This window comes from Candidatus Competibacteraceae bacterium, from assembly GCA_016713505.1.
Taxonomy (GTDB): Bacteria; Pseudomonadota; Gammaproteobacteria; order Competibacterales; family Competibacteraceae; genus Competibacter_A.
Genome location: JADJPA010000002.1, coordinates 66,789 through 85,748, shown reverse-complemented (window position 1 = coordinate 85,748; position 18,960 = coordinate 66,789). Strand labels below are relative to the sequence as shown.

The window sequence follows — 18,960 nt, the reverse complement described above, 5'->3', positions numbered from 1 at the left end:
TTACTTAAAGGTAATTTCTCATCCAGGACTCTAAAACGAATAAAAGCCATACTTTTTGAGAAACTCTATAATCCTTAATTAAGTCAGTGCGGTATAGCAAATCAAGACATTGTTGAATCGCTTTTCGATCAATAAAAGATTCAATTTTACAACTCTGCCCAAGTAAATCAAAAGTCATTTCTTTAAGTTGGTTTTTAAGCCAAGATGCTACCGGCGCACCAAAACCAGTTTTCGGTCGGTATAAAATTTCTGAAGGAAGATAATTGTGTAGGCTACTTTTTAGAAGGGATTTAAGACAATCATTTTTGATTTTAATGTTTGGAGGTATCTGCAATGATAATTCAATAAGTCGATAATCAAGAAATGGAGCACGACATTCGAGGCTAGCGAACATAGATGCCATATCAACTTTTTTCAAAAGATCATCAGGTAAATAATAATTCAAGTCAAAAGCATAAGAGATTGAGAGCGCATCTTCACCATGCACACCAAGCCAGTGCTGCTTTTGAAAAAAATCTGCAACGCCAGCAAAACTCTGATTTAGAGTAGTTTTTAGCTCTTCCTCATGAAAAATTGAACGTACCCAATGCCAATGTTTGAAAGCCCTACCAAAATTAGCTGTACGAGGATACAAGCCTTCTAGAATACCTTTACCACAAGATTTTAGCGAAAGTTGATTAATAGTTTTATATGCTTTCGTACTAACCCGATTTCCTAATTGATATTTTTGGTCAACATAAGAATGATATCCTGCAAAAAGCTCATCGCCTCCATCTCCAGTCAGAATCATCTTAACATGCTTACGAGCTTCCCGAGAAATGAGGTAGGTAGGAATAGCAGATGAATCTCCAAATGGCTCGTCAAAATAGGTAATTACCTGCTTAACTATATCTTCGATTCGATCACTGATGATAAGTTCTGTATGTTCAGTCTGATAGCGATCTGCAACCATCCGAGCATAAGGACGTTCATCAATTTCCTGGGTAAATCCTACAGTAAAAGTTTTAATAGGGCTAGGATAAGTCTTGGACATAAACGCCGTAACAGCGCTTGAATCTATTCCACCCGAAAGAAATACTCCAAAAGGCACGTCTGAATAAGTACGAATCTTAACTGCATCTAAAAATAACTCCAAAAAATTTTCTTCAATATCTTTTTCTTGCCACTTCCATTTTATCTCTTGTTGCGGATCCCAGTATTTACGAATAATTTGCTTTTTTCCTACCAATTTAAGATAGTGTGCTGGCGGTAACTTTTTTATTTTTTTGAAAATACTTGCTGGAGCAGGAACATACATACTATTAAGATATAAGGCGATCGAATCAATATCGATCTCTTTAGAAACGGCCGGAATTTGTAGAAGGGCTTTAACCTCAGAAGCAACTGCGAAAAACTCAGGCAACTCACAGTAAACAAGTGGCTTTTCACCAATTCTATCTCTTGCTGCTAGTAAAATTTTTGAGCGAGAATCATAAATAACAATAGCAAACATGCCGTTTAGTTTAGAGAAAAGATCTTCACCATGCTCCTCGTAAAGATGCACGATAACTTCAGTATCAGAGATAGTCTGAAAATGATGCCCAAGCTTTTCTAGTTCAACACGTAGTTCCTGAAAATTATAAATTTCACCATTTAACAAAACAGCGATAGTACCGTCTTCATTATAAATTGGTTGCGAGCCGGTCTGTAGATCAATGATGCTCAGTCGACTATGACCTAAAAAAGCGGAGCCCATCTGAACTAAACGGTAGTCATCCGGACCTCTCATACGAAGAGTGTCAAGCATTGACCCAGCCATTTTCATGGTATCAGCAGCTACTGCTTGGCTTACCTCACCATTCTTAAAATAAAGGCTTATCAAACCGCACATAAAATAGGGCTAATAGAGATGGTTATGTGAAGAGTTATTGGTGGTAGCAGCTGACTTAGGTAAAAAATTCGCCGAAGTTGGCCTTGAAATCAGGGGGAATAACATCAAAAATGGTAGCGTAAAAAAAATATTTAAAAACATTGAAATAATTTGATCCTGCCTTGAATTTAAAAGCAAAATGAACTTTCCAGACTTCCATTCTCCAAACAAGGTGGTATTCAAAAAAGCGATAAAAGGAGAAAGGCAATTATGCATTAGGTATATGGCAAAATCAAATTCAGAATAATTTTTATTGTTTAATAAAAAAAATATAATAAATGCACAGATAACTATAAAAAAGATTTTCCAATACTCTAAAGGCAATTCATATAAGGATTGTGACTTAAATAAAATCCAGACTAAAGTTATAATTTCAATAAATAAAGCCGAATAAGCCGCTCCTTGCAATCCCAATAATGAAATGCAAAAAAAACCCAATATAATTTTGGGTGGAACTAATATTATTTTAATAAAAGATAAAACCCCAGTCTTTTTGTAATATAAAATACCAAAAGACAAATAAGTAATAGAGCCATTTATAATAGTTGTAATAATTTCAATTTGTGCAATGGATACTGCTGACCAAAACTCAGGTGGCGTCATTAATTTTAAAATATCTTTTATTGTAACACCTAATATTAGACCAAAAAAAATCATTAAAAATAGATAACGGGTAAACATTTTACTGATAATTTGAGGAGCATTTTCTTGTTCAGCTATTTCTATACTTTTAGTACGCCACGCTCTCTGAAAAGGCACTGTAATAAAGAGGTTTATTAAAGGTGGAAACTTATAAGCCATCTCCAAAACGCCCATCCCTTCAAGTCCAATTAGAACTCGAACCAGTATTCTTTCCGCTTGCCGCCCCAAAAAACTAATAATTTCTCCCGGTAGTAGTGGCAACTGAAACCGTAGTAGATGAATCGCAATATTCCGATCAAATTCACAACCATGCTCCCGAAAAGCAATAATATGAAAAACCAAAGAACTGACTATAGCCGCCATCAACGATGATATAAAAATTCCTACTAAACCAACTTCTAAAATAACAACTAACCATATATTAAGAAAAAGGCCTAGAGCAAGCCGAATTAAATTGATGATAGAAAATGAAAGAGACTGTTGCTTAATAATTTGAATTGTGCTAGCACTTTGGCCTGATACATCGATAACAAACGCAATCAATGCCAAACAAATGAGAGGATAATATTGACTGCTACCTAAAATAATTTTACTCAGGGACGAGCTAAAAAAGAGCGGGAAACAAATGATCAATATTCCCAGAATCCATACAAGGCAAATGCCTGTACCAAGGACTAATTTTTTATTAGCTTTCGATTGCTCATGGTAGATTCTTAAAATCGCTGTTTGAAAACCCCCAGTAAGTAAAATTGTTAGAAAGCCGAGGCTGGTATCGATCATGGCAATAACGCCATAACCTTCTGCTTGAAAAATATATGCATAAAAGGGCAACATGAGAAAGCTAGCTAGCCTTCCAATAACTGTCGCCATACTATAGATAATAGTATGCTTAAAAATTTGTCGCCCTAGACCCATGATTGAAACCATATCCTTAATATATAGAGAAATAATTTATTAACTAATTCACTGAAATGAAAACGATCCTGGTACCTTCACTCCGCCGGGTGTAGAGGTAAATACATATCGGTATCAGAATAATGGGAATCAGAGCTACAAACCAATTGTAACTTACCAAATTGGAAAACTCGCCTCAACAGTGTCGGCAGAAGTGTAAAAGATAAAAGGCTTCAAAATTGTGAGACTGCGCCTGACGGGAATGAATCAAAATTGCCCTGATCTCACCAAGCGCCCGCTTCACGATCCAACGCTTGGATAAGGCCGCAAACTCGGCTAAGGTTCGTCGCGGTATAGCGCATCGTAAAACTTAAATATCCGATGTTTTTCTGCCGTTTGGCGCAATACCTCACAAGCACCACGTACTGGGTCTTAATGCTTCGCGGATCAATCATGGCATAGCGGAGACAAGCAACCGGCACTTTTTTCCGATGCCGCGTGTTCAATTTATCTGGTGGCGGACGGACGGCTATAGCGGTGAGCACAAGCAGTATATTTGGCTTGGATGTATCGGTGCATCGCGCTTGCGGCGCTGTTTGAGAGGTAAACGTGGACACGAACGAAACCAAGAAAAAATTATCATTCCGCTCGGCCAACGCCCGATAAGAATGTCTGTAGTCTGCGCAGCTCACTAACTTTCACAAAATACCATCGGCTGGAATGCACTGGATCGCAACACGCGATAAATACCCGCGCAACAATCTTGCTCCCCAACGCCGCTCAATGATGTCAGCCAGTCCTAACCACCGTCACGGTACGCCGTCCTAAAATCAAGATCAATCTATCAGCAGCAACTTGGATGCCCGGTCAGAGCCATGCGCTGAGCAGCGGCGCAAACAGGCATATAATCGTGCCGACCTTAAGCAGTAATGCCCCATACGTTTCTCTATTTGGTCGAAAAAACTTTCATGGTTGCTACGTCTCAGCATTTACGCACGCAATTAGCAATGGGGAAAGTCGAGCTAAGATAATCTAGGCTTATAAAATCCGAGTTTCATCAAAATTATACGAGTAGAGCCTTTAAAGAATAAATACAATCTAGTCATGGAAAAATTCGCATACAAAGCTTTCTTCTCTTGCTGTAATGCAATCTTATATCGACCATGCTCAGTATTATAATAGGAAAGATTGGACCAAAAACATGCGATAAATCTTCTGAGAAAGTATCTAGCCTGGCTATCAGGCTCACTCTCCAAAAGCAATCTATAACTCCGTATGCATTCAGACATCATTTTTTCTGTATTACTACTCATATTAAAAGTATGCAATCGCCTCATCATCCCAACTTTATTGATAACTCCAACACTAGTATGCCTGGCTAATCGATAGTAAAAGTTAAAATCCTCGCTAGATTTAAGTGATGGATCAAAACTAGGCTCTTTTAATAATAAAATCCTGCGCATTAGGAATGAACTAGCGATTCCAAAATTTTCCCTTGCAAGATATGGACAAGCATTATTAATAATTATTTCATTTTCTCCATTCAGATAACGCTGGAGATTCGGGCAAGTTTCAAAATGTGTACTCAAAAAATTTTTTTTATCACTAAAATTTCTATAATCACTAAAAACTAAACCAACTGCTGGATGACGTAATAAAAAATTAACTTGCATTTCAAGTCGATCAGGTACCATAAGGTCATCAGCATCATTAAAACAAAGCAATTCACCAAAGCTATTTTTAATTCCTACATTACGTGGTACAGCACAACCGCCACTGTTATTCTGATAATAGTAGCGCACACGATCTCTGTAACCATGTACAATTTGAGAGGTTCTATCTACCGAGCCATCATCAACAACAATTATCTCTATATTTGAATAGGTCTGCGCTAAAATACTATCAATTGTTTGAGAAATAAATTCCTGAGAATTATAAGCAGGGATAATAACAGAAACAAGTGGATACGGATTAGAGTTCATCATTTTAATATGATCAAGGCTTTCGTTTTACTTTTTCTAAACGGGCTAATACACTGAAGTAATTCTTGGCCAAAATAATTCTTTTAAAGGTTATTTTTAACCTTATAGAGCAGTAAAAACCACGTCTGATAACAGCAAATCAAATGAATCTCTCGGGTGCGTGTTTGCGATACTATCATTTTTCGATGTCGATTATAATTATTTCAGTCCGCAGTTCAGTGGGCCCACTATCCAAGTATGTTTTAGAGCCACCACTCGATCACCTAGAAATCATCCCAAGCCACTGTATGGGCTTTTTGCATTCCTTCCTGATGGCTTTAGAACCGGAATGACCATCGCTCTAGCGTCCGAAGAAGCCACCGAGGCCGGCCATAAGCCCATCACCATCGCCAGCGTTCGGAGTGACTGGTAGCGTCTACACGTGCAACCGATGTTGGGCCTCGTCACTCAATCGGCTCAAACCCGCAATGCCTGGTGGCGACGTTAAATCCAATTCCGTCATACTCTAGATCCACAGCACTACTAGATAAGGCTGCATCTACTCCGCCGTCGTTGGATGTGGATTTCTAGCGCCATTGGTTAATAATTTGCTTTTGTACCGTGAACTAAATCGAGCACCCCAAGGCGACTAATACAATCCAAAAGATAAAATATTTTTTACTTTAAAAGCAAAATCTTGATATTTTTATCAGTTTTAAAATTATCATATATCTTGGCAACACCCTCTATATCTTTTAATAGGTGCTGGGGTAATAAATAAAAAGCTAATATTTCAATATTATTACTAAAAATTTTGGCAAAATTTTCAAGCGCGGAACTAAAAAACGACCCAATACACTTTGGATAATTATCGCTTGCTACAATTTCATGTTCAATCGGCGCAATAAATTTCTTTATCCTAATTCCAATGTTATTTTGAATAATTTGTATGTGTTCCTCAGCTTCTCTAGGATGGGGTACGTAGAATAAATTCAAACCAGCAAAGTACTTTTTAATCTTCTTTACATATTCGAAAAATTTTGCTGGGGCCAAATATCCCTGCTCAATTAATGGCTGCCCAAGAAAGAAAATATCTTGAGAGCAGTTTGCCTTCCTAATCAAAGATTTTGAGAATTCAAAATTGTTGTTTATGATTCGATCTTCTCCATTTACTTTAAGGCTGTAACAAGTAAAGTAGGTCAATCTTTTAACACCTCTATTATTCCACTCAATAAACTGACTATGGATTTTCTTTTTCAAAGTTTGAATCGATAAATAGTTTAAAAATTGATATCCAATTTTTTTACTATCTTTAGTATTATCTAAATCAATAGTTTCACCGTTCTTTATTTCTAAATTACGCAGAGATAAGTCCATTACATTCTCGCATATCCTCTGCTTATTAATTCTAAGGGTATCAGTACCAACATCCAATAGAAATAAATTTCCAAATTTTACCCTGTTTGCAATATGCCTCATGTGTAAATCATAATCTATTAAATAATTTCCTAGAAAAAGATTTTCTGCATATCCAATTGAGCGACATAATCTTTCTATACACCTTCGCTTTTTAAACTGATCAAACACCAAATATAGCTCAATTAATCTTTCAAAATAGTTTTTTGGCTTTACTTTACTAAAATCGTGACTAGTAATAAAATAAAAAAAGTCAATATACTTAACGGAATACCAGTATTTATTATCAATAATCTTATCAAAGCTATCTTTACTAAATAACCCAATATTCAATATAATTAATATGCTATTTTTAAAATCAAAATGATGAACAGCTTCAACGGCGCTAAGTACTTGATAAGGGGCCGCTATTATAAATACATTCATAATATTTTCTTTGAAAATTATATCTTGATCGGTTTTTTTAAAAATTCGATATTGCCCCAACAATTTTTTGCAGCTTCTTGAGCCCAAATTCGAATTTTTTTTCGCAGATCCACTCCCTGTTCTAAATAAAAATGAAGTTGATTCCCAAGAGGATATTTAATTTTATCTAAGCCCAGCGCATCAAACGTTATAGAGTTTAGGCCAGCCATCTCAATTAATGCTTGCATTTTAAAGGTCTTTGCAGAAAGTGGAATAATTGGAGTCCCACCACGCAAGGCAAAAATGCTTGGATGCCACCTACCGCCAATATAAGCTTCTGCATTACCAATAATATCAACCGCTTGCTGAACAGGTGTCGCCAGTCCCACTAAAGGTAATGCAAGCTCTTTAGCAATTGTCCGGAATACAGGTTGATCCACAATATCCGACACAGTTAATACAATCTGACCAGGATAGATTGATTGTATATACCTAATAAGCAATGAAAAATCCTTAATGATTTCCAAAGGAAACGAATCATAAGAAAGTATTGAAGAACCCCCGATACATAGATAAGGTTTGGCAGGATCAAAATCAGCTACATCTGGCCATATATCAAAGTATGTAGGCCTTCGAGTTGTATCTTTCCAAAATTCAGTTGAAAGGATTGGCTCAAATAGAAATGCTGTATCCGCAACAAATCGTCCATTGCAAAATTCTTTGCATCGCTTTTCTGAAATCGGATCACGAAACACTACATCATCAAACAAAGGATAAACTTTCTGAGCTATTTTAAGTAGATTCGGGTGATCAAAATCGGCAGTATGATTTACAATAACCACCGGTTTATTAAAATGTGTTTTAATTAAGTAACCCAAAAAAAGCTCGGTACGTGGCAGCAGGCCATTCCCAACCATACAACCATCACCATGAATAACCGCAACATCCATTTTATCAAAAACATTTATTAGCCTCTGATATCGCTCTTTATTATTTAGGATATTTTCAGCACATTTTCTAAATTCATCCCAAGTATCTGGGATTAAACAGAGTTTCTCTTCTAGCCCAAAACTTCTAAGCATTTTTCCTTTAATCTTAAATAGGATTGGTGGAAAAAAAAGCTTGAGCAACTCTGTTAAACGCCGATCACCCGTAATACTTTTTTTTACCCCTATTTCACTCCTTAAAAAAGATGAACATTTAAGCTCATCTTCTGAAAAAATATCTATGATATCTCCCCCCAATTTATTTATCATCAATTTTAAAGCCGTAGCGGCAGCTCGATCTCCCCAATTAGGGTTACTAGTTGAATCATTAATCAATAAAACTTTCATTTGATTTATAATCTTAATCGCTAATTTCTAGCAAAAATATTTCAATTTTTCATTCCATTTTTATTGACCGCTATGCGCCAAATACACTGATCTACTTGGAAAAAATCACGCTGGACTCTACTTTAAATATTGTGGAATAAGTTGAACCAACTTTTTGAGCAACTTTATAAGTATTACATATAATACCACCATCACTACTTTTAAGGTGATTTTTAAATAAATGGCACCATCAGCAGCTTGAAAACCATGAATCCATTTGCCATTTTCCAAGCTCTAAACAACACTAATAACTTTTATAGATGCTTCTAATTATGCATCTGATATAACGAGAGTCTTAATAGAAAAAGCTGCTTCTGTATAATATACAACAAAGAAAAAGGGGCTTAGGGCCATCAAAACAACAGCCAACTTTACTTTTATTATCAATCTTTTTTACAAGGAGCAGCTTTAATTTAATAGCGCGGATTCAACCAATAACCCAGATACTACAAGTTTTTCAACTAGCTCATAAAGCTCCCAAACTGGAACATGTATAGTATCGCTAATTTCAATTAAATCATGAGTTCCGTCAGCATAGGCTAAAAAATCTAAGATTTTTCTTGTTTCTCTTTGCAAATTTTTTGTCCCTAAGACCGGATACAAACCACGCTTACCAAGTTGGGGTTCACCCAGGCATGTCCCACGATAAATTTTATTTTTTTCAAGTGCCTCTAGACACCTTTTTAAAATAAGGTAACCACCTTGCAAGCCATCAGCCGTAACCAAACTTAAATCATCTAGCGACGTGTGATATTCAGGGTATGTTCCATATTTAGAGCGCATTACTGAAACAACCGGGAGATCGACCCCAGGGCTACAATATTGCCGTTCGTCGCTGCCTCGCTCCAAAAATGAATATTCTATAAAATCTGGACATTGAAATTTTAATACATTGAGAGCAACTCGATCAGCCAGCGTTTTCCCATGCCTTGAGGGAAGAAACGAATATTTACGCTCATCGCCAATACAGGTCACATTAAACCCAGCAATGATATACTGTTGCATATGATGGAGATTTTTACTTAAATAAGTGATTGCCCCGATCGTTTCTGGAATAAATATAATTCGATAAGTAAAGTGACGTGGTTGGCTTAAAAGCCATTTTGCTAACATTAGAGTAACAACCGGTCCTGATAACTCATTATTTGCCATTGAAGGATGGCAAATATAAGTCGATAAAAAAATTTCTTGATTTGAAGAACCTGGTAAAATTAATTCCCCATAGCTTAATGAGCCCTGCTTTAGATCGCTATCAATAACAACGTGATAACGTCCTGTCTTTAGCTGAGCTTTTTGGGTATGAGTAAGACAAAATCCCCAACAATTTTTATAATAAGAAGTAATATAAGGAATCGCTTCTGGCTGATCCGCCAGTGAATAAAGATATTCTTGTAACTCTTCCAGGAAAATTATTTTATTAACTGGCGCTGAATACCCTACAACGTGTAAATTATTTTTTTTAAAATCGATTATTTTCTCACCCTCTTCATTGAGAATATAGGCGTCTCGAATATTCCATTCTAGAGGTACTGTCCAGTCAAAAACCTTGGTACCAGACGGTACTTCAATGGTTTTTAAAGGAATATAATCCTGAATGATTTTAAGCGTTTCACGCACGCCATCCCCGGTGATGCTGCGGCAGATCGGAAAAAGCTTGGCCATCAGCCCATGCATAAATTGTCCACAGTTTTCATAGTCCTGTGGAAGAGCGGTTTCATCAGATATTACGCTCATGATTTTTTGACTAGGCTTTTAGCGATTAGAGCCGTAAACCAGCAATCACCCGCTCTTGATCGGCCTCTGTAAGGCCTACAGAACACGGTAGACTCAACCCTTGATGGTACAATCTTTCAGCGACCGCTAGTTCAACACAACCCGTTTGCGCGTAAGCGGGAGACTGATGAATAGGTTGCCAAAGCGGTCTGGTCTGAATCTTTTGTGAATCAAGTCTATGCAGAAGGTTACGCGAGTTCATTCCAAACTGTTTTTCATCCACCAGTACCGTATACAGCCAAAAGCTGCTGGAAACTTTAGCAGCTTCTTTCATGATTGAGAGACCTGGCACTCCTTTCAATGCTTCACCATATCTAGCAGCAATCTTTCGCTTCGCTGCCACATACTGGTCCAGCTGCTCCATTTGGGCGCAGCCAAACGCGGCTTGAAGATTCGTCAGACGATAGTTATAACCGATCTCACCATGGATATATTCTAATGGATCATCCTTGGCCTGAGTAGTCAGGTATTTGGCTTTACGGGCCCACGCCTCGTTAGCAGTGACGATCATACCGCCACCACCCGTGGTGATCATTTTGTTACCATTGAAGCTAAAACAAGCGATATTTCCTAGCCTCCCAAGGCTTTTTCCTCGGTATTTAGCGCCTAATCCCTCCGTCGCATCCTCAATGACCTTTAGATCGAACTTCTTAGCAATTTCTAAAATTGGATCCATATCCACGGCTTGGCCGAGGATATGCACGGGAATGATGGCGGTTACCCGTCGCTTGGTCTGCCGATTGTAGAGTGCCCCGTCTCGCCAGGCACAGCCTTTTTCCAAAAAATCAATCACTTTGGCGGGATCCATCTGCCAATAGTCCGACTCAGCATCAATGAAGACTGGCCAAGCTCCAACGTAGCGAATTGCGTTTACCGGAGCAATAAACGTCAATGTCGAAACCAGGACTTCTTCATCGCTTTTAATACCGGCAACCAATAATGCGATATGTAGGGCAGCAGTCCCATTGACGGTTGCAACTCCGTAAGGAGCACCCACCGAGTCGGCCACCATTTGCTCGAAACGCTCGACAAACGGTCCCACTGACGATACAAAATTAGTATCGATACACTCTTTTAGAAAAGCCCATTCATTACCACGAATCTCCGGAACACAAAGCGGAATAAATTCCAAAGCTATTTACACTCCACGCTAAACTACATACAAACCTGGGCGATACTGCTCTAAATGCTGGCGCATCCATTCAATTGTCAGCCCTAAACCTTCCTCCAAACTCACACGCGGTTTCCAACCTACAAGAGTTTCAGCCAACGAGTTGTCAGCGATCAAACGCTCTACCTCGCTATTTTCCGGCCGAAGCCGCACTTCATCGGTTTTAATGGTGATATCACAACCGATCAATCGTGCAATTAAAGCAGCCAAATCCCCTATACTGATTTCTCGACCGCTGCCAAAATTGATAGACTTTCCCACCGCGCCCTCAGCAGAGGCCGCCATAAGAAACCCCTCCACTGTATTGGCAACAAAATTCAAGTCGCGCGTGGGGCGCAAATTGCCTAACCGTACAACTCGATTATTGAGGCATTGGGTAATAATAGTTGGAATCACGGCTCGGGCAGACTGACGGGGTCCGAAGGTATTGAACGGCCGCACCGTAACGACCGGAATCTCAAAAGATAAATAGAAAGCCTCCGCGAGCTTGTCGGCGCCAATTTTGGTGGCTGAATAAGGAGATTGCCCTTGGAGCGGATGCTTTTCGTCGATTGGCGCATAACGGGCGGTACCATAGACCTCACTGGTCGAGGTGTGCAGCACACGCCCTACATTATTAGCACGACAGGCTTGAAGGATATTTAAAGTTCCTTCAATGTTGGTTCTGACATAACTATATGGAGCTTGGTATGAATAAGGGATAGCAATAAGCGCGGCAAGGTGAAAAACGATATCACAACCTTTAACAGCCTCGTTCACGGAATCCCGGTCGCTGATATCTCCAGCAATAATCTGGATTTCATTTTTGAAAGAGGAGCTATCTAACCAGCCATATCCAGACAGCGCATTGTAATGCACCATAGCACGCGTTTCAGCACCTAGCGTAACCAGTTTTTCCGTCAGATGGCTCCCAATAAACCCTCCTGCTCCGGTTACTAAAACTTTTTTTCCTGCTAATGAAGACATCGACCTATTACCTTGTAGTTTCTTTTACAGTGATTTTTAAATCATTAGCCGTATCGAGCATGATCTCTTAAAAAGATTAAAATTTGCCGCTTTTGACATCTTGCTGAGCCCTTAAATAATCTTCGGGGCGACCGACATCCAACCAATATTCCATTATCGGGAAACTGATCACCGGCCGCCCGGCTGCCAGCAAGCACTGTATCAAATCCGTCATATCGAAGCGTTGACCCTCTGGAATGTAGTCACAGGCCGAAGATTCTAAAAGATAAATCCCCGCATTCACAAATAATTGGAGCGTGGGCTTTTCTTGAAGTTGTGTGATTTTCACATCCTGGCACTCGACGACTCCGAAGGGTACTTTTACTTCGTATTTACGAACGCCCACGGTTAAATCAGCATCATACTTCCGATGGTAGGCCAGCATTTCCTGAAAGGAAACGCCGGTTAGAATATCGCCATTAATAACCAGAAATGGACGATCTGTCCTCTTGACTAGCCTCAACCCACCTGCCGTACCTAGAGGTTGGTCTTCTTTGGCATAATTGAGGGTAACGCCAAAAGCTTTACCGTCCCCGAAATGGTTTACGATGCTATCCGGCAGATAATGGGTAGTCAGATGGACTTCTCGAATACCAGATCGATGGAGTTGCTGGATGGTCAATTCCAGTAGCGGACGATCCCCGACCGGCAGCATCGGCTTGGGCACTTGCTCGGTTAGCGGCAACAAGCGTTTTCCAAAGCCACCGGCCATGATGACCGCCGATAATCCCAATTGCTCTTCGCTAACCAAATCCCGGCGCAAAAGAAACTGTACGATTCTGCCTTCGACATCCACCACCGGTAAGTGATTGATGTCATATTGGTTCATCAAATGCAAAGCTTCACTGGCTGAAATGGAATCCTGGACAAAAACCGGCTTTCGAGAAGCCACCTTGGCACAGGGCGTCTCCAGGGAAAGACCTTGTAAGATGGCCCGACGAATGTCGCCATCCGTCAATAAGCCATCAAGCAATTGATCCTGCGCGCAAAGCACCAGCGCGCCGGTGCCGGCTTCATTCAAACGTGTAATGGCTTCTTCCAGTGAAGCCGTTGGCAGAACGATGACACTTTCAATGCGCTCCTTGGCTTTTAGCGCGAACTCCGCTTCTGTCACCAAATCCTTGCGCAGCAAGAAGTCTTGCAGTTGGCCATCGGCATCCACCACCGGCAAATGATTGATATCATGCTGGTTTAGCAGATGAAGCGCTTCAGCCGTCGAAATCGGCGCCAACGCAAAAACCGGAGTTCGATTGGCGACAGTGCCACAAGGCTCTTCAAGATTTACCGACAGCAACAGCGCGCGGCGAATGTCGCCATCGGTCAGCAGACCCCATAATTTCCACTCGCTGGCGCAGAGCGCCAAAGCACCCATGCCCGCCTTATCCAATTGGGCAATAGCCTGGGCAATCGAAGCCGATGGAGAGATCACAGCGCCTTCAAGACGGTCTCTGCTGGCAGACTTCATTATGAATTGCCTTTGCGTGGCAAAAATTTCAAGACGGTCTCTCTAAGCAGATGGCTGGGCCACCGAGCAGCAGGGTCGCTTCTACCGCCATCCGAGGCGCTAACAGCGAAGCCGTAAAACCCCCAACGTTCACCTCAAGCATTGGAGTCTGGTTTATTCCAATGTCGTTTGGAAATGTTGCCAGTAGCAGGGTCCAGGACTGCAACGGTCGTGATACCAAATGCATTATTGGCGGCAACCCCGACCGCGCTCAGCGCCGCTAAGGGAAAAGTTTCCTCATCGAAAACGTACTGCCAGCGGTAAAACGGAATCTCGATATCAAAATTATCGTAATGATAAACACCGCTGGACGTTTTCAATGCCAGCCACGGTTGCGGTCCAAAAGTCGGCGTCTTCGAACTGACTTCCAATACCTGCGTCGTATCGCCAATGGCCTTCAAGCTCATATCCAGCTCGCAAGGAGGCTCGAAAGGCAACTGGAGCGCACCCCGCATCGCGTCCGTCGCCTCGGAGAATTTGAATGAGACATCTGGAAAATCCACCGCCACCCTCGACAGCATGGACCGTACTTGCTCGACATCCGGGCGCATGTCGCGGAAGTCGTGATCGGTAAACGCCAGTATCACCGGTTTGCCGGCGCGGGCCTCCGTGAAAGCTTGGCGCACGTCATCGTCCGACAGCAGCTTGTAGCGGGTCCCCACATTGAGACAGCGCGCGATCCAACGGCGACAATTTCCCGCGCTCTGGTAATCGTCAGGGGCGGGGTGATAAGGCTGCCAATTGACCGGCGCTCGCCGCCAGTCCCCGAAACGACCCCCCTGTAGCCCGAATTGCGCTTTATCTTCCTCCGTCACGACCATGGCCTGACTGGCGTAATCAAACGGAATGAATTGTTCCAGAAACCAATGGCTGTCCGGTCGGGTCACATGAAATCCCGGACGATGGGCGGCGGGAAACCAGTGTCGCTCGATCACCCGACGCGAAATAATTTGTGGCAAGCTATCCGAGGAGGCCCACCAGTGGGTCGCGCAGCGATGGGCTTCACGGCGGAAATTGTGCGGATGATAGTGAAAATGCACGCCATCCTGGTGAGAACCGGTCTCGCGGAGAATGCTGCGGTAGTGATCGTAGACATTATGGTAGCCGATATCCCGACGCCGGGGATTGGTCTCATAATCGACATGATCGACACAAAACCAGTTGTAAACCCAGCCCTTGTCGAAGGAATCGCGCGTCTGGTTGCGAAAGGGTTCGGACAAGAGCTCCGCCAGCATGGCGTCCACCTTGTCCCAGGTGTCGTTATAAGCCAGTAAATGTGGATCGACCACTTTACGAACGGCCGTTTCCAGCCCGCCTAAAGCCACTTTACCCGCTTGCAAGCGTTGCAACGTCGCGATACTGGGTTCGAGATCGATCTTGAAAATCGCTTGCAACCGCTCGAAGGTCGCTTCAACGGATTCGTAAAGCCCACCTTCGGTATCGATGCAATGAACGATGTAAACGGTATTACCCAATGGATTCTCCGATTATTCTTCCCGGCACGCCCACGACGGTGACCCCTGCTGGAACATCTTTCAAGACGACGGCGCCCGCGCCCACCACGCTGTTGGCGCCGATCCGCACCCCCTGAATGACCAAGGCGCCGGTGCCGACATGCGCGCCTTCGGCAATATGCACACCCCCAGAGAGCACAGCGCCGGGGGCGATATGCGCATGGGCCCCGATCTCGCAATCGTGATCGATGACAGCGCCGGTATTGACAATCGCATTGCCGCCTAACAGAACGCCGGGCTGTACGACCGCGCCGGCCATCACTTGAACGCCTTCCAACAAACGCGCATCCGTTGCGATCGTGGCCGCCGGATGAATCACGCTGGCGAAACGATAACGTTTTCGCTGAAACTGCTCGAAAATCCGGCGGCGGCCTGAGGTGGACTTGACCGAACCGATGCCGTTCACCAACGCGATCTTTTCAGGGTCGTGATCGTCAATGATGCGGTCGTCACCGAGCCGTAATAAATTCGGGATATTGGTTGTACCGCTAGCGAGACTGGTATAGCCCAGCACAGCTTTATGGTGTAGCAAAAGAACCTCCACCAATACCTTGGCGTGACCCCCGCCCCCCAGGAGGATGATCGGCCAATTCGGCTCAGCCATTGCCGGCGCTTATTGTAAATCCGCCCAATGAATAACCGTGTCTTCCTCAAGATGGCGAGCTAAGGTCCGGCCCAGCACATAAGCGAGTTCGTTCGGTGAAATCCCCGTGCCGGGGCGCTTGGCGTCGAGATCGTCCTCGACCAGCAAGTGACCTTTTTCGAGGGCTCGCCGCGCCACCAGACTCCGTCTGAATTTCTTGCGCTTCTCATACTCAGCCTCGGTAACGATCCGTCGGGTGCCTCCCAGCGCCGTGAAAATGTTTTTTCCCTCTTCCACAATGACCCGTAGCTCTGCGGGGTCCGCCGAAATGGCGTGATCCCAGCCCGGCATCTCTTTATCTAAGGTAAAGTGTTTTTCGATGATGCACGCCCCCAGGGCAACTGCGGCCAGCGGAATGGCGGTCCCCAGGGAATGATCGCTGAAACCGACAGGCACTTCGAAGGCTTGCTGCAATGCGGGCAGATTTCTCAGGTGAATCATCTCATAATCAGGCGGATAGATCGAAATACAATGCAGCAGCGCGAGCTGTTCGTTGCCTTCCGCCCGGACGATCTCAACCGCCCGCTCGATTTCCGCCAACGTCGCCATACCGGTTGAAATCACCACGGGACGCTGTTTGCGAGCGACGTATTTGAGAAACGGCTCATGGACAATATCCATCGAGGCAATCTTGAAAAACGGCACATCAAGTTTGTCCAGCAGATCGGCCTCCTCTTTCGAGAAAGGGCTCGAACAAAAAGCGATCCCGCGCTTTTTACAATACGCCCGCACTTCAAAATGCTGGTCGGTCGTAAGCTGATAGGCCTTCACCATCTCCCGCAATGAGCCAAAATGTTTCTTTTTATCCGAATAGTCGGTATTACGGTCGTATTCTTCCTTGGCGATCAGCGAGTTCTCAGTCCACGACTGGAATTTGACCGCCTGGGCGCCCGCCTCGGCCGCCGCATCGATCAGCCGGCGGCAAAGCACCATATCGCCATTATGATTCGAGCCAATCTCCGCAATGACATAAGGAGGGTAGTCCGGCCCAACAAAAACGCCGCCGAGATTGATCGCTTTCATAAATTAATTCCTACTGGGATGCCCACAGGTGCCTTAATGCTGGATGCGCCACGCAAGTCCACCAAACAGGAGCCGGCTTGAGAGCATTCAAGGCTTGAAGATAGGCTTCAAGTCGGGATGGTGTCAGGACAATCTGTTGGTAAAACGCTTCAGTATCAACAGTCACCTGCTCCAACTCCGCCCAACGAGCGCCGGTATAGCCGCCTTTGAGGGCGGAGTACAAAGATCGAAAATGGCAGCGCACCCGTTCAGTTTCCTGAATGACTTGCTGAGTGCTAAAAGGATAGCGAAGCCCGACCAGATTGTTGGCATGTTGTCGATAATCCATTCGGGCGACCGAATCGAAACTCAAGCGCGCTCCATATAACCAAGCGCGAGTTGCCAGAAACCAATCGACGAGCGCCACCTCGGCCGGGATCGGCAAACAGCGCCGGAGCAAACTCGAACGGAACGCGGTATTGGACAAACCGAAAATGTTGTTGCGCGGAAGAACCGTATCAGGCGCCAGCGCAGGCGGTAGGGTGAAGGTCAAACTCAGCGCCTGAGCGTGCTGGTCGACCAGTCGGAGCGCGCAACCGTTGAGATCGCTGGTTTCCAAGGCGACTCGGGCGGCGGCCACCCGAGACGGATGCAAAACATCATCGCTATCCACCAGCACCACCCCATCACAAGCCTCCACAATTTGCGTAAAAGCCCGTTGCCGGATCTGGGCTGGGGTCTCGCCTGGAGCCGCTATGACCCAGGTCGCCTGCGGCTCGCCGCCAAGGGCTTCAACAACCGCTGCAACCTCCAACGCATCCAAGCCTATCCATAATTGATAAGCGTGATCGGTCTGCTCCGACACCGAGCGATACCAAGCCTGCAAATACGGCTCAACGCCAGGATAGATAGTCGTGTAAAGCGCAAGGGAATTAAGAGGATAAGTCACGAGCGGAGCAAGTCGAAAAACAGCTCTAATTTAACTCTCGCGTCAATCGATTTCTCAGCCTGACCGAACCATCGCCAACAGAACCTCGGCCATCAGCCAATCCTCCTCGGTGTCAATATCCAAACCTCGCTGCCAAGGAATTTCCCAGCCGGTTCGATTGGCCACGTGATAGGTTCCTTCACGCCTTAACACGGCCGCTTTGGCCCACCATATCGCGCCAGTCGGGCAAAACAGGGGGGGCAAATCCTGGCTGCGTCGGGTGAGCTGATCCTTAAAAACAGCTTCCAATTGGAATTTTTCATTCTGGCGCATGGCCCACCACGGATTTTGCCAACCATAGCGAACCACCGAAATCTGTGAGTCAGAATCCGTGCTCAGCAACTGCGTGTAACTTTTGGCAATATCTTCAGCGCTTCGCAATGGGCAGTTCGGCATCAACTGACAGACATAGGCAAACCGATCTTCAGTCGCATCCAGTCTTTGCACTACATCAACCGTGGCCGCCGAAACTGGCGTCACATCATCCGCCAAGCGGGCATCCCGTAAAAAAGGCACTTCCGCGCCGTACTGCTCGGCCAGCAAAGCGATTTCTTCGCTATCCGTACTCACCACGACCTGTGAAAAAAGCCGGCTTTGCAGGGCTGCTTCCACCGTGTGCGCAATAATCGGCTTCCCATCAAAAAGCTTTATATTTTTACGAGGTATCCTTTTAGAACCCCCACGCGCTGGAATAACAGCGATCGCTGATTTTGCCATCAGCCAACAACCGGTCGATTTAAAGCCATCAGGAAAATTATTG

14 protein-coding genes are annotated in these 18,960 nt (G+C 43.8%); all 14 read right to left on the bottom strand.

Annotated elements, in window-relative coordinates; all coding sequences use genetic code 11:
- Positions 1–4: 4 nt before the first annotated feature.
- On the bottom strand, positions 5–1,870 hold the full coding sequence (asnB, locus tag IPK09_15285; GenBank protein ID MBK7984962.1) for an asparagine synthase (glutamine-hydrolyzing): 1,866 nt from the start codon (positions 1,868–1,870) through the stop codon (positions 5–7).
- A gap of 9 nt (positions 1,871–1,879) precedes the next feature.
- Positions 1,880–3,466 carry an oligosaccharide flippase family protein gene (locus IPK09_15280; protein ID MBK7984961.1) on the bottom strand — a complete coding sequence of 529 codons (1,587 nt, stop codon included), beginning with the start codon at positions 3,464–3,466 and terminating at the stop codon, positions 1,880–1,882.
- A 1,001-nt stretch (positions 3,467–4,467) separates the two neighbouring features.
- Positions 4,468–5,430 (bottom strand): glycosyltransferase family 2 protein, encoded by a 963-nt coding sequence (locus tag IPK09_15275; protein ID MBK7984960.1) that lies wholly within the window; start codon positions 5,428–5,430, stop codon positions 4,468–4,470.
- 654 nt (positions 5,431–6,084) lie between these two features.
- On the bottom strand, positions 6,085–7,248 hold the full coding sequence (locus IPK09_15270; GenBank protein ID MBK7984959.1) for a hypothetical protein: 1,164 nt from the start codon (positions 7,246–7,248) through the stop codon (positions 6,085–6,087).
- Positions 7,249–7,265: 17 nt separating this feature from the next.
- Positions 7,266–8,561, bottom strand: coding sequence for a polysaccharide pyruvyl transferase family protein (locus tag IPK09_15265; protein ID MBK7984958.1), 1,296 nt, complete (start codon positions 8,559–8,561; stop codon positions 7,266–7,268).
- Positions 8,562–9,008: 447 nt separating this feature from the next.
- Positions 9,009–10,334, bottom strand: coding sequence for a DUF4910 domain-containing protein (locus IPK09_15260; GenBank protein MBK7984957.1), 1,326 nt, complete (start codon positions 10,332–10,334; stop codon positions 9,009–9,011).
- A gap of 25 nt (positions 10,335–10,359) precedes the next feature.
- Complete coding sequence (locus IPK09_15255; protein ID MBK7984956.1) at positions 10,360–11,496, bottom strand: LegC family aminotransferase; 1,137 nt, start codon at positions 11,494–11,496, stop codon at positions 10,360–10,362.
- Positions 11,497–11,523: 27 nt separating this feature from the next.
- On the bottom strand, positions 11,524–12,510 hold the full coding sequence (locus IPK09_15250) for an SDR family NAD(P)-dependent oxidoreductase (GenBank protein ID MBK7984955.1): 987 nt from the start codon (positions 12,508–12,510) through the stop codon (positions 11,524–11,526).
- 76 nt (positions 12,511–12,586) lie between these two features.
- Positions 12,587–14,014: a nucleotidyltransferase family protein gene (locus IPK09_15245; GenBank protein ID MBK7984954.1), complete on the bottom strand. Its 1,428-nt coding sequence runs from the start codon at positions 14,012–14,014 to the stop codon at positions 12,587–12,589.
- Positions 14,015–14,148: 134 nt separating this feature from the next.
- On the bottom strand, positions 14,149–15,528 hold the full coding sequence (locus tag IPK09_15240; GenBank protein MBK7984953.1) for a hypothetical protein: 1,380 nt from the start codon (positions 15,526–15,528) through the stop codon (positions 14,149–14,151).
- Positions 15,521–16,171, bottom strand: coding sequence for an acetyltransferase (locus IPK09_15235; GenBank protein MBK7984952.1), 651 nt, complete (start codon positions 16,169–16,171; stop codon positions 15,521–15,523). The genes IPK09_15240 and IPK09_15235 overlap by 8 nt, the downstream gene beginning before the upstream one ends.
- A 9-nt stretch (positions 16,172–16,180) precedes the next feature.
- Positions 16,181–17,233: an N-acetylneuraminate synthase family protein gene (locus IPK09_15230; GenBank protein ID MBK7984951.1), complete on the bottom strand. Its 1,053-nt coding sequence runs from the start codon at positions 17,231–17,233 to the stop codon at positions 16,181–16,183.
- A 10-nt stretch (positions 17,234–17,243) separates the two neighbouring features.
- Positions 17,244–18,161 (bottom strand): glycosyltransferase family 2 protein, encoded by a 918-nt coding sequence (locus tag IPK09_15225; protein MBK7984950.1) that lies wholly within the window; start codon positions 18,159–18,161, stop codon positions 17,244–17,246.
- A 54-nt stretch (positions 18,162–18,215) separates the two neighbouring features.
- Positions 18,216–18,917: a pseudaminic acid cytidylyltransferase gene (pseF, locus tag IPK09_15220; GenBank protein ID MBK7984949.1), complete on the bottom strand. Its 702-nt coding sequence runs from the start codon at positions 18,915–18,917 to the stop codon at positions 18,216–18,218.
- Positions 18,918–18,960 lie beyond the last annotated feature (43 nt).